14 protein-coding genes and 1 pseudogene are annotated in these 13,153 nt (G+C 37.3%); 11 read left to right on the top strand and 4 right to left on the bottom strand.

What is annotated here, in order from left to right; genetic code table 11:
- Positions 1–119 precede the first annotated feature (119 nt).
- The 9 genes from ABWP91_RS11965 to ABWP91_RS11925 all read left to right on the top strand — a co-directional run bounded on the left by ABWP91_RS11965 (position 120) and on the right by ABWP91_RS11925 (position 5,513).
- Positions 120–1,289 carry a PrgH/EprH family type III secretion apparatus protein gene (locus ABWP91_RS11965; protein ID WP_353243471.1) on the top strand — a complete coding sequence of 390 codons (1,170 nt, stop codon included), beginning with the start codon at positions 120–122 and terminating at the stop codon, positions 1,287–1,289.
- Between the two features lie 24 nt (positions 1,290–1,313).
- Positions 1,314–1,643, top strand: coding sequence for an EscF/YscF/HrpA family type III secretion system needle major subunit (locus ABWP91_RS11960; protein WP_353243470.1), 330 nt, complete (start codon positions 1,314–1,316; stop codon positions 1,641–1,643).
- A 51-nt stretch (positions 1,644–1,694) separates the two neighbouring features.
- Positions 1,695–1,991, top strand: coding sequence for a type III secretion system inner rod subunit SctI (gene sctI, locus ABWP91_RS11955; RefSeq protein ID WP_353243469.1), 297 nt, complete (start codon positions 1,695–1,697; stop codon positions 1,989–1,991).
- A gap of 3 nt (positions 1,992–1,994) precedes the next feature.
- Positions 1,995–2,744 (top strand): type III secretion system inner membrane ring lipoprotein SctJ, encoded by a 750-nt coding sequence (gene sctJ, locus ABWP91_RS11950; protein WP_353243468.1) that lies wholly within the window; start codon positions 1,995–1,997, stop codon positions 2,742–2,744.
- Positions 2,728–3,219 carry a hypothetical protein gene (locus tag ABWP91_RS11945; RefSeq protein ID WP_353243467.1) on the top strand — a complete coding sequence of 164 codons (492 nt, stop codon included), beginning with the start codon at positions 2,728–2,730 and terminating at the stop codon, positions 3,217–3,219. Before sctJ ends, ABWP91_RS11945 begins: the two co-directional genes overlap by 17 nt.
- On the top strand, positions 3,197–3,868 hold the full coding sequence (locus ABWP91_RS11940; RefSeq protein ID WP_353243466.1) for a hypothetical protein: 672 nt from the start codon (positions 3,197–3,199) through the stop codon (positions 3,866–3,868). The genes ABWP91_RS11945 and ABWP91_RS11940 overlap by 23 nt, the downstream gene beginning before the upstream one ends.
- A gap of 118 nt (positions 3,869–3,986) precedes the next feature.
- Positions 3,987–4,307: a hypothetical protein gene (locus ABWP91_RS11935; protein WP_353243465.1), complete on the top strand. Its 321-nt coding sequence runs from the start codon at positions 3,987–3,989 to the stop codon at positions 4,305–4,307.
- A gap of 321 nt (positions 4,308–4,628) precedes the next feature.
- Positions 4,629–5,060: a winged helix-turn-helix domain-containing protein gene (locus ABWP91_RS11930; RefSeq protein WP_353243464.1), complete on the top strand. Its 432-nt coding sequence runs from the start codon at positions 4,629–4,631 to the stop codon at positions 5,058–5,060.
- A 24-nt stretch (positions 5,061–5,084) separates the two neighbouring features.
- A complete protein-coding gene (locus ABWP91_RS11925; protein ID WP_353243463.1) occupies positions 5,085–5,513 on the top strand; it encodes a hypothetical protein in 429 nt (142 codons plus the stop codon).
- 25 nt (positions 5,514–5,538) lie between these two features.
- Here the strand turns inward: ABWP91_RS11925 and norR are convergent, their stop codons facing one another.
- On the bottom strand, positions 5,539–7,053 hold the full coding sequence (gene norR, locus ABWP91_RS11920) for a nitric oxide reductase transcriptional regulator NorR (RefSeq protein ID WP_353243462.1): 1,515 nt from the start codon (positions 7,051–7,053) through the stop codon (positions 5,539–5,541).
- 183 nt (positions 7,054–7,236) lie between these two features.
- Here norR and norV point away from each other — a divergent pair.
- Both norV and ytfE read left to right on the top strand, forming a co-directional pair.
- Positions 7,237–8,433 (top strand): annotated as a pseudogene (norV, locus tag ABWP91_RS11915) (anaerobic nitric oxide reductase flavorubredoxin); the annotation flags it as partial.
- 59 nt (positions 8,434–8,492) lie between these two features.
- Complete coding sequence (gene ytfE / locus ABWP91_RS11910) at positions 8,493–9,155, top strand: iron-sulfur cluster repair protein YtfE (protein ID WP_353243461.1); 663 nt, start codon at positions 8,493–8,495, stop codon at positions 9,153–9,155.
- Positions 9,156–9,217: 62 nt separating this feature from the next.
- Here the strand turns inward: ytfE and ABWP91_RS11905 are convergent, their stop codons facing one another.
- From ABWP91_RS11905 to ABWP91_RS11895, 3 genes are all read right to left on the bottom strand, one after another.
- Positions 9,218–10,588, bottom strand: a complete 1,371-nt coding sequence (locus tag ABWP91_RS11905) for a class-II fumarase/aspartase family protein (protein ID WP_353243460.1) — start codon at positions 10,586–10,588, stop codon at positions 9,218–9,220.
- A 14-nt stretch (positions 10,589–10,602) separates the two neighbouring features.
- A complete protein-coding gene (locus tag ABWP91_RS11900) occupies positions 10,603–12,159 on the bottom strand; it encodes a PTS transporter subunit EIIC (protein ID WP_353243459.1) in 1,557 nt (518 codons plus the stop codon).
- A 193-nt stretch (positions 12,160–12,352) separates the two neighbouring features.
- The gene (locus ABWP91_RS11895; protein ID WP_353243458.1) at positions 12,353–13,093 is read right to left on the bottom strand and encodes a MurR/RpiR family transcriptional regulator; all 741 of its coding nucleotides are present in this window, start codon (positions 13,091–13,093) and stop codon (positions 12,353–12,355) included.
- Positions 13,094–13,153: the final 60 nt, after the last annotated feature.

The following is a 13,153-nucleotide window of genomic DNA, read 5'->3' as shown; positions in this document are numbered from 1 at the left end:
GGAATACTTTGCACTTAAAAAAATGTTTCCCTAGTCATAACGAATAAGATTAATTCAGCTGACAGTGTTTTTTTTATTCTGTTTAATACACTCAACTTATTTTTAAAGAGATTATATACGTGACAGATATCCATAATCAGACTTACGTGATGAAAATCATGAATGGTGAGATGCATGACCATGAAATAATAATTAATTTAAATGCCAACTTGATTATTATTGGTGAGGAAGATACATATAAGGCTAACGTAACGGATGAGGGTTTTACTGACTACTCAATACCTAGCCATCAAGACGCTTTTACTTTCTCCATTATTTCACATGAAGGCCAAATTGCCATTGACCTACACACAAATAACCAAAGTGAGATCATCTTAATCAATCTACAAGAAATTGTTTTAAAAGAGCTATTTCCATTTATGCTTAAAAAAATTGATACACCTTGGAATACATCGCTAATGTATGAAGAGAAGCAACACCAACCTATTAAAACAGAAAAAAATCATAATAAATTTAATAAATCGCCATACAACTATAAACTCTTTGCTGGTCTATCATTATTAGCTCTCATTCTTGTTGGTTCTTACTTTTTTCCTAACAATTCTGAATTGAAAAAAGATGTCCAGTTACAGTCTATTGAAAAAATACTGATAGGCAGCACACAAAAAGTTGTGGTGACCAAAGACAATAAAAATACCGCACTAATATTAGTACAATCTCAACGTGATTATGATTGGGCGATGCAACAATTGTTAAAGACAAAATTTCGCAACAATTTTTCTATCAAAATCCGCCGCCAATTAGAAAATGAGATAGAGAATAAGATCTCGAATAATATTCCTGAATTATTAAAAATTGACCTTACTGATCCCTGCCATCCAGTGATTAAGTCATTATCTAATCAGCAGACAGTGAAAAACAATGATTTTTTTAACAGAACATTTTCCAGTAACTTTAGTTGCTATACAAACTATACTTCACGCGTTATCAATATCGATGAATTACTAAAAAATGCCGAACTAGGATTAACAGAAAGCAACGTCAAATGGCATAAAATCACTAAAAATAATAAATCCATATTTATTATTAAGGATAGTTTAAACGATAAGCAAACTATCTCATTAATTAACTTTGTTAATTCATTTAATCAGCAATGGGGGGAGCGACAAATTCAGTTTTCAATATCATTAGCTAATAATGAATTAGCAGGTAAATCTTTTATCACAAATGAAGATGGTTATATTTTATTAGGTAATAACCATTGGAAATTCAATCCAAAAACACATTAATCAGTAAACAATGAGGACAATATCATGGCAACAATTGGAATGGGTACGACAGGCTCAGGTAGCTCAGCAGTTAGCACGGGTGAATGGGATGGTTCTGCCTTTGAAGCAAGCGGAAGTGCAGATAGTAAATGGGGGATGATGTATCGTGCATCAGCAGGCTTAAGCGCACGTACTAAAATCATTGCAGACAAGTTAAAAGATACATTAGACAACCCAAATGTTGAAGTTGATAACCCATTAGTGCTTGGTCAAATTACGTCTTTGAGCGGTAACTACAATATGGCGCGTCAATTACAAAGTAATGTTATGAAATCAATTAAAGACGCTGCACAAGCTATTATTCGTAACGTTTAATATTTAACTAAGCACCCTATAAATGGGTGCTCTTTTTTATAGGATATTTTTATGATTAACCCAATTACACCTTCGACTCTTTTCCAAATTGACAATGACATCACAACAGCTGTCCCTATGGGTTCATTTGAAGACAAAGTGAGGCAATTATTTGCGGAATATACTGTGGCTGTTGGAAGTGAAAAAGCGGATTTAATCAATAAGGCGAATAATATTGATGTCAGCAACCCCGCTGAATTACTTAAAATTCAAAACCAAGTTGGTAATTATAATCTTGCGATGAGTACAATCAGCACGCTCACTCACAAAAGTGTTTCGGCCATAGATGTCATCTTAAAAGCTCAATAACTTATGAACATTTTAAAGAAAATATTATTAGTCGGTTTTATTGGCTTGTTATTAGGCTGTGATAATCAATTACTGCTCAGTAACTTAAGCCAAAGACAAAGTAATGAAGTTCTCGCAATATTACAAGCACACGGCGTAGATGCGATCCGCAAGCATGATAATAAAAACGGAGATACCATCCGTGTCTCAAGCGATAATTTTGTCATTGCAGTTGATTTGCTGCAAAAATATAACCTCCCCTCGAAAGACCCCGTTGAGATTATTCAGGCCTTTCCTGGTGATTCACTCGTTGCCTCACCGCAAGCGGAGCGAACCCGTTTGTTATCTTTAATTGAACAACGTTTAGAACAATCATTGTTGTCTATCCCCGACGTAGTCAATGCGAGGGTGCATGTTAGTTACCCATTAAATGGCAATGGTACGGTAAAGCCAATACAAAAGGTCTCCAGCTTGGTGACCTACTCTGGAAATGAAGACCCTAAAATGATGATGAGTAAGATAAAACTATTTTTAAATAGTAGTTTTTCAGAAACAACTTACGATAATGTCTCGGTTGTTGTTATTAATCGTCCACCACTTCAATATCAATTAAAATCGACATCTGAAAATAGTATTCAGCCTATCTTGATAGGGACTATTTTTGTCATGATTGTTTTTCTCTTTAGCTTATTAGCTTTTATCCTGAAACGGCAATCAAATAGAAAAAAATCAGATGATATTACTGAGATTAAATTAGATGTTATTACTAAATAAGCTTCTTTTTGACCAGAAAAATATTTTTTTAGCGCCAGGAAGCTATTTTCATAATGAATTTAGTGCCCCTATTTATCACCAGTTACCTGAAAAATTGCAGCGGCAACATAATCAAGATTTGATTAAAAAATATGAATTAACAATGCCAGATAGTTATACCCGTGTATTACCCCGCGTATTATCAAACAATTGGGGAGCATTTCCTACCATTGCAATAACTCTAGGTAATTTATGGAAAGAAAAACCATTCAATAACAATATGCTACCCATAGAAAATATTCCACAGGCACTGTCTGCCTTTGGTGCAGCGCAACTTCTAGCTTGTCTTGCCCCTTTCGGCAATATTTATGTTTTACGCGCAAAATATATGTTCAGCCCAAAAACTCAACAACTTATTCCTACATATTTCGATGAGACATTACCTTGGAACCTTATCGAGGAGGCGTGTCACCATGTTAGCAGAAATCAAAAATAATGAAGTAGGTTCGCAAATGATGGCGACTGCAAAAGAAAAAGTACTCATTAAAAGACAGGTACTGAACGCAGAAAAATATGAAAAAAATCTCCTGCACTATGCGAGAAAGAAAACAGCAGGTCTTTATCAGCATGCACAAGAAAATAATACTCACTTACGCAAGATGGCTTACCAACAAGGCTACGATGATGGCATAAAACAACTTTTACATGATTTTATTGCAGGGCTAGAACACAGTAAAAATGCCTTTCAAGAACAGGTAAATCAAAGCCAAACAAGACTAGAGAACCTATTGATGTCAATGTTTAATGATAACCGTTTGAAAGATATCATTGCGCATTATTTCGCTCAGTCCCCTGAAATAACATCAAAAACAACCTTACATTTGCCGACGCAGATACATGTAAATTTAAATGAAATAAAACAAAGCATTACAATATTAACTCATGATGATTATGAATCAATTGCGTTAGAAGTTAATAACCAAATTTGCTATTTTTCACCCTCAATTGCGACGAAAAATACGTTACCACAAATTTTTACCATCCCCGTCCGTTGTCAAATACTTGATGAACAAAAAGTGGCCTATCAGAAACTTATTGAAAGAATAAATGCAGAGAAAGAGAATAATGAAGATACTCCCCAATAAGCCCATAAATACACTAATACCAACAAACTCTGTCGTGCCAATAAGCCATCCCCAAGATAAAATAAGCCTTATCACAAAAGGCACGACACATTTCGCATCAAGCACAACGAAACACACGGTGGATATTCCACCTAAGACACAAGAAAAAATAGATAAATTTATTGAAAAATTACAGTCAAAAGAAACAGATAAAGACTTTTTTTCTGCTATTTTCAGTACTCTCACTCGGCTTAAAAAAAATGAAAAAGAAAATTTTATTGCCGGCACGGCTCAAATGCTCAAATCGCTACCGAGTGATGGAACGCCATCACTCTATGATAAGTTCACGAAAGGTTTAAAGCGTTATATGGCGATAAATTTAATGAATCAACCGTTTACTGAGCAACTAAACAAAAACATATCTAGCCTCAATATCGATGGTAACGATGATGATGATTAAGCTTAAAAATGATAATCACCATCAATATTAGATGTGCTTTTATAGAGGTAAAGTTTATACATACTTTGATAACTATTTACCTCTTTTATATTCCCTCTCTATTTCCCCTCTAAAAAATAAAAATTATGTATATTTTTTTGATATATATATCCTACCGATATGAGTTAAATTTATTCTAACAATAAATCCAGCGTTATTATAAAAAAACGACTTAATTTTTTTCATTTATTAGTGAGCCCCGTTTTTTTATATTGAAGCATATTTTCGTGGAAGTTAGGATATAACTAATTTCTTACCCAATTATCATTTATAGGAAAATATATGAGTAGTATGGAATACATGGAAATAGAACCCATGATTTTGTTATCCGAAGAAGTTGTTTATAACCCATTAAAAAGAACGCTTTCCAAAGGAAAGAAATTCATCAGCCTTACAGAAAATGAGTCTTGCCTGTTAAAATTATTACTAGTAAAAACAAGTAATAAAAGAGAGATCATGTACGAAATCTGGGAAAAGAGAGGAACCATTGTGACTGAAAGTAGCTACTACAAGCTGGTGAGGCAGTTACGCCAATCTTTCAAAAAAGTGGAATTAGATGAAAACCTTATCATGACATTACCGAGAATTGGTATTCTCTATACTGGAGAGAAATTTGAACTACCTGTTTTATCAAGAGATTATCAAGATAGAAGAAATTTTTATTCCTATATTCGATGTTTTTTCCAAAAAATTTTTGTTCGCTCATTCCAATAAAATCATACGAAGAAGAAATTAATCATGCTTTTTATCAATACATTAAAAAAATATATTAACATTTTATTTATTCTCGCTTTTGTTGGCTTACTGTTTGGTTGCAGCCAATTTTCGAAAAACAGACTACCTGATTCTGACTACAGTATTGAAGGGGATATATATTCACATACCAATATTCCTGATAATGCTGAAATAACATTATCCATTAGTCCGTTGGAGATGAATGTTTCTAATAATGAAACCTATAGTTATCACTTTAAAACCAATAAAATCAGCCGTGCTGTTTATTTTAAGGCAAACATTCCAGATCATATTGCGATGAGTAAAAAACCATTAGGAATTAGTGTAAGAATCGAAAAAGACGAGGCGTTAATTATGATGACAAATAAAATTGTTCCACTTCCTCTGCTTTCTTCAGAAAAAATATCACTACCTGTTTTATCAATGCAGTAATAAATTTATTACCTATTACTCCTAATTACTTTAACCCTAATCGCTTGGCTAATCGGTGTAAATTTGCAATATCTAATGATAAATCGCGAGCACTTGCCGACCAATTATAATGGTTTTGCTCCAATGCTTGCGTAATCATTTTACGTTGAAAATCATCTGTGGCATCACGCAAGTTAGTGCTCGCTGGCAGCATTAGTGGCTGATCAGTTACCAGCTCAGATTCACGATGGTTAAACGTAAAATAGTGCGGCTGTAAAATAACATCGCCAGTATGGGTAGATGCCCGAGCAAGTACAATAGCACGGTGGATAGCATGCTCTAATTCCCTGACATTTCCAGGCCACACATAATTTAGCAAATACATTTGTAATGATGAGCTTAATACCACACTCGATAAATTAAAACGTTGGCGATATTGTTCACAGAAATACCCCGCAAGCAAAATAATATCTTCACCGCGCTCTTTTAATGGTGGTACAAATAATGGGAATACGCTGAGCCGATGAAATAAGTCTGCTCTGAAGCGCCCCTCTAATACCTCCTCTCGCAAATCACGGTTAGTAGCTGCCAATACCCGCACATTGACCCGTAGACTACGGTCATCTCCCACCCGCTGAATATCACCATATTGTAAAACACGCAATAATTTTGCCTGCAATGATAATGATAACTCACCAATTTCATCAAGAAACAGAGTGCCATTATCTGCCATCTCGAACTTGCCGCTTCGGTGGCTTATTGCCCCTGTGAATGCCCCTTTTACGTGCCCAAATAATTCACTTTCAGCCACATTTTCAGGTAATGCCGCACAGTTCAAATACACCAATGGCTTATCTGCGCGCAATGATTTTTCATGTATGGATTTAACTACAAGCTCTTTCCCTGTTCCCGTTTCACCTCCCACCAGTACATTCAGATCAGATGCAGCGACAATATCGATTTCTTTTTTCAATTGCTGCATTCGCAGGGATAAACCAATGATTTCAGTTTGCCCTGTCGGTTTAAATAAAGCGGGTTGGTTTGGCAAAATATTTTGGTTTTCAAGCTGTTCAACCAACAAGGCATTATTTAATGCCCCCGCGGCAAGTGCCGCAATTAACCTCAATGATTCATTACTAAAGGCATCAAATTGGTCAGGAGACAGTCCATCTAAGGTTAATGCACCGATAAGACTCTGCCCTGCGTATAAAGGTAGCCCTACACAGGCATGAACTTTAAGGTGTTGATGATGTGGAATTAAGCCATCATAAGGGTCTGGTAGTTGGCTATCAGCGGGGAAACGTACCACATCCCCAGCGCGTGCAATCGCTTCGAGTCGTGGGTGCCCTTCTAATAAAAAGCGTCTTCCCAACACATCTGCCATTAAACCATCAATTGCTAAAGGTATGAATTGGCCTGACTCATAACGGAGCAATGCACAAGCATCACATTTTAGGGATTGCCTCAATGTGGTAATAAGCCGTTGAAAGCGATCTGAGTGTTCAATACCACTTTGCAGTTCAATCGCGATTTGTGCTAATGCATCGACAGAAAAACCCATCATCATTCCTCATAGTCAATTTGACTATCATTATAGTCATAATGACTCATTTTGATATAGTCATTTTGACATATTCATTTTACCTTAAAATCACTATTTCAATTAAAATCAAATAGATAAAAACATGGCATGGATATTGATTATGTCTCTATATATTCCAAAGAAATATAGGACAAAATTAATATGGCGATTCATGTAAAAAATAATATTCAGTGGGTAGGTCAACGTGATTGGGAAGTGCGTGATTTTCATGGGACTGAGTACAAAACACTCAAAGGAAGCAGCTATAACAGCTATTTAATTTGTGAGGAAAAAAATGTCCTTATCGATACGGTAGACCATAAATTTAGCCGTGAATTTGTGCAAAATCTACGAGGCCAAATTGATTTAAATGATATCGATTACATTGTGATTAATCATGCGGAAGAAGACCATGCAGGTGCCTTAACTGAGCTCATGAGCTATATTCCTAACACACCTATCTATTGCACCGCAAACGCTATTGACTCAATCAATGGTCACCATCATCACCCTGAATGGAATTTTAATGTCGTCAAAACAGGTGACACCCTAGATATTGGTAATAATAAGCAGCTGATATTTATTGAAACCCCCATGCTTCACTGGCCAGATAGCATGATGACTTACCTTACTGACGATGCCGTTCTTTTCAGCAATGACGCATTTGGGCAACACTATTGTGATGAGCGGTTATTCAACGATGAAGTTGATCAAAATGAATTGTTTGATCAATGTCAGCGCTATTACGCCAATATTCTGACACCCTTTAGCCGCTTAGTAACCCCGAAAATTAATGAGATTTTGGGCTTTAACTTGCCAGTCGATATGATTGCAACGTCACACGGTGTGGTATGGCGAGATAATCCGACACAAATTGTTGAGTTATACCTGAAATGGGCGGCAGATTATCAGGAAGATCGCATCACCATTTTCTACGATACCATGTCGAATAATACCCGTTTAATGGCCGATGCCATTGCACAAGGTATTAATGAGGCAGACCCTAATGTTGCAGTTAAGATCTTCAATGTCGCAAGAAGTGATAAAAATGACATTATTACTCACGTGTTCCGCTCTAAAGGCGCCCTTGTCGGCACATCAACCATGAATAATGTGATGATGCCGAAAATTGCAGGCATGCTTGAAGAAATTACAGGGTTACGATTTTTAAATAAAAAAGCAGCCGCATTTGGTAGCTTTGGTTGGAATGGCGGCGCTGTTGATCGGGTACAAACACGGCTCATGGACGCAGGGTTTGATACCGCCCTATCATTAAAAGCAAAATGGAAACCGGATACCACAACGTTAGAAAGCTGCCGTGAATATGGCCGAGATATTGCGCGTAAATGGGCTTTATCTGCATAAGTGTACTGACAAAACACAGTAAGAATTTTATGATTTTATAGAGGACACCTCACATGCAATTAAGAGATAAAACACTTGGCCAACTTGCCTTATCGATTCCAAGAGCATCGACGCTTTTTCGCCAATACAATATGGATTACTGCTGCGGAGGAAAACAAACGCTCAGCCGAAGTGCAGAAAAATTGAATTTAGACATTGAAGCTTTAGAAAAACAATTAGCGGAATTATCAAACGAAGCATTAGAGAAAGACTGGCGAGCAGCCCCACTAGGCGAAATTATCGATTTTATTATTGTCCGTTATCACGATAGGCACAGAGAGCAATTACCTGAACTGATTTTACAAGCGCAAAAAGTTGAGCGTGTTCATGCGAATAAACCAACCGTTCCGAATGGTTTAGCGAAATACCTTGAAGCGCTGCTCGAAGAATTAAGCAGCCATATGATGAAAGAAGAACGCATATTGTTCCCAATGATTAAAAATGGTTTAGGGCAAAATGCCGCAGGTCCAATTAGTGTCATGGAACAAGAACATGATGATGCTGGGGATTTATTAGAAGCGATTAAAGGCATCACAGATAATGTAACGCCTCCAGCAGAAGCCTGCACCACTTGGCGCGTACTTTATAATGGGATTAATGAGTTAATTGATGATTTAATGAACCATATTAACTTAGAAAACAACTTACTGTTCCCAAGGGCATTAGCAGGCGAGTAAGCGTTTTGCAAAAAAGAGCGACCTAATGTGTAGATCGCTCTTTTATTATTTTTTAATGATTGCTATTGGTAGCTTTTTTTAATTTCTTGCGAAATCGCTAAGCCACGTCTTGCTTCTTTTTCCGCTATTTCAACAGACAAACCTATATAGGAGCGTGGGTCGAGCATTGCTTTAATTTCATCATCACTAAAAGCGGCTGAAATCACACTGTTTTTGGTTAGATTGGTATAGAAATCCTCACCATCCGCCGCAGTCTTGATCGCCTCTTCGTATAGCAGCTCATGGGCTTTGTCTTTTCCCAGTTTTTCTGCCATTTTCATCATGACGTATTCAGTATTATCTAACCCTTTATTTCTCAATACATTATGCAGCATTCTATCTTCATGAGGAACGATAGTTCTTGAAAGCTCCTCGGTTCTTAATAGGATTTCCGTCGTTAATTCTAACGCTTCTTCAATTAAGCCATCGAATAACATATAAGAACTGCTGTCACCTTCATAAGGGCGCACCGCAGAGTACATACCCACGCTTGGCAAAGAGTACAATTTCTGTGAGTTCGCAATAATACCTTTCGCTAGTTTTGGGTTAATCTTGTGCGGCATAGTACTGCTGCCCACCGTCCCCTTAGTAAACCCTTCAGAAACCTCAGCAATTTCTTCCAATGTGGTGCTGTAAACTTCCTCGCCAATTTTATGGCAGATATTCGCCATCAGCGCCAAGTTCGCCATATATTCTAATTTATGGGTGCTTAAGTTTCTCGATGGAACTTCCATCGCATGCATGCCCGTTAGCTCTGCGACGCGTTTTTGTACTTCTAAACCAATACCCGGCATAGAGTTAAATGCACCAACCGCACCGCCCATCATGATGGTGAAAACGCGTTTTTCACACTCTTTCATACGCTGATAACAATCAATAAAATCACTGATCCACACCGACACTTTATAGCCGTAAGTGATCGGGATGGCATGGCGCCCATGGGTTCGACCTGGCATGACCATATGTTTGGTTTTTTCTGCCAATCCCGATAAGTTCTCAATAATTTCACTCAGCAACAACATAAATTTGTTGTGTACTGTTTTCATCATATACAGCTGGGAACTTTGCTGAATATTCTGCGTGGTAATACCATAGTGGATATACTTACCACTCTCTTCTGAGCATGCATTCACTAATACTTTCAGAAAAGGCACAAAGCCATGGCCAATTTTTTGGTAAATACGGCTCATTTCTTCGAAATCAATATTTTCAATAATGGCCTTTTCTTTGATTTCATCAGCCGCAGATTGGGGAATAAACCCTTGCTCTGCTTGTGCTTGAGCCAACATAGATTCAAACATTAACCAAATCGTATATTTCGCTTCATCAGATAAAAGCGCCTTAATACCTCGGTCATCAATTGTTTTACTTTTAGAATCGTATAATGCTCTCATTTCGTATCCCTTCTTTATTTCTTCATTGCTTCATCAACAGCATTGCGAACGAATTCAACCTTCGGCCCATAAACGACATGGACGTGGTTTGCCGATGGAAAGAAGAATGCGGTACATCCTGATTCCAACATTAAATCTTTATCAATTTGATTCACTTCGCCAACATCAATACGCATACGAGTAATACAGTTATCCACGTTACGAATATTTTGCTTGCCACCTAACGCTTGGATTAAAATTTCTGCAATTTCGCCATAACGTTTTTCTTTAATTAAGGTATTTTTCAGATTGCTAGACTCTTCACGACCCGGTGTTTTGATATCAAATTTAATAATCGCCCAGTAGAAAATAAAGTAAGTGACGACGGCTAAACAGCTACCAATGATGACCAAGAATATCCAGTTGGTGTGCTCATATAGCAATCCAAATATCGTGAAGTCGAATACCGTTCCTCGGATATAACCGATAGCAACACCCGCGAACGAAAGTAATACCGCACCGATACCAACAATAATCGCGTAAATTAAATACAATAGTGGCGCAATAAATACGAAGGTAAATTCAAGCGGTTCTGTCACGTTACCCAACATCGCAGTCAGCACCATTGTCACCAACATCGACTTCACTTCTGCACGGTTTTCTTTCTTCGACGTTTTGTAAATTGCTAGCGCAATCGCTGGGAATAAGAACAATGTCACTAACATTTGTTGCTGTGCCATAAAGCGGGTCAGGCTTGGCATCATTGCCCAATATTCACTGTCAGGGCCTTGTTTGAATAACACTTCGGTTAATGCAGGGACAACCCCCACAAACGTTTGTCCATCAATAATATAAGTACCGCCAGCTTCCGTGAATCGGAACAACACGTTCCAAACATGGTGCAATCCGAACGGAATGAATAAACGTTCACCACCCGCGGTAAAGAATGGCCCGACTGGACTCAAGAACACGGCGGATAGTTTCATTAAGCCTTGAACTAAAACTTCCCAGATAAACGGTAATAACGCGCCAACCATGATCATCAAACCAATCATGATAATAGAGACTGATTTTTTACCCGAGAAGAACGCAAACGCAGTTGGGAGCTCAAGGTTATAGAACTTATCAGTCGCCCATGAGGCAATTAACCCTGTGATGATCCCCCCAGCGGCACTGATATTAAGGGTTTGTATTCCAAGAACTTTGATCTGCCCCACTTGGCTCATAATCGCTGCATCAGCGAGTTTGCCAGTGAGTACCAACCAAATATTCATGGTAATGATCAAGGATAAGTAACCAACCACCGACGCAAAGACGGCAATCCCCTTATCTCTCTGACTCATTCCATAAGCGACCCCCATCGCAAACAGCAATGGGATATTATCGAAAATCACCCCTGCAATAGAACGAATGCTAACTAATAATGCGTTAACCGTTTCATTTCCGAGGAAAGGAAAGCGTGCAATCATGTACGTTTGCACTAACGCACCGCTGATACCCAATATCATACCGATCGGTGCAAGCACACCAATCGGAAGGAGTAATGTTCTCCCAAAGCGTTGGATAGATTCACCAAACTTTCTTCTGGCCATACTTTTTCCTTATGACTTCTATTATTAGAATTAAAGGCATACTAGCTTGGGGGTTTTATAAAAGAAATGATGTCCCGGTTTTAAAAATTATCTTAGGTCATAAATTATGACCTAAGTCATTTTGAAACATCATTATTGTTAAAAATAACAATAAAAAGACGGTAATATAGGAAGGGTAGGTTAAGAAAGTCGCCTAAAGTAAGTTTTCTAACTCATTGATAAGTAAATCAACTAAGATAAAAAAACCGATACGGGACTTGGTATCATCCCTTTTAGTATCGTAACTATCAGCGAAACAAAAAAGTGTGTTATCGGTATAACTGGTTAATTCATTGGTATTGAATGCCGTCATACTAATGATATTCGCCCCTTTCAATTGAACAATTTTAGCGGTTTCAATAATCTTTTTTGTGCCGCCAGAAAGGGAAATAAATATCACCGTATCGTCTTTGCTGACGAGCCGAGTAAAAGAATCAGACAAATTGTAGTCATTAATAAAAAAACAGTGCAGACCTAATGCAAAGAGTAAGTGCTCAAGATAATAACCCACAGCCTTACTGGTTCCCCTCGCGACAATAAAAATATTTCGCGATTTATGTAAGATATTCGCACAGTCATTTATTTGATTTTCATTAATCAGCGTAAAGCTTTTATTAATGTTTTTCTCAAGTTGTTTTTTGTAGGAAGCGGGCGTGACTTTTTCTGTTTTATTTTTGGATAAAATATAATTATTAATTTGAAATTTAAGCTCTTTAAAACCACTGAAGCCTAATTTCTGAGATAAGTTAATAATGACTGTTTTAGACACATACGTTTTAGCCACTAAATCATTGATATTTAAGTATGGAATATCGGCAATATTATCATTTAGGTATTTTAAAACCTTTTTTTCACTGATCGTTAAATTATCGTAATTTTTTAAAAATTCCAACATATCCCACCTGACCAATTTTGCCGAAAAATCCCATTATACCGCAGGGGCCAACAACGTGAT

The sequence above is a fragment of the Providencia sp. genome (genome assembly GCF_040396775.1).
Lineage (GTDB): Bacteria > Pseudomonadota > Gammaproteobacteria > Enterobacterales > Enterobacteriaceae > Providencia.
The sequence above is the reverse complement of the archived record's forward strand: the minus strand, read 5'-3'. Positions and strand labels throughout refer to the sequence as shown.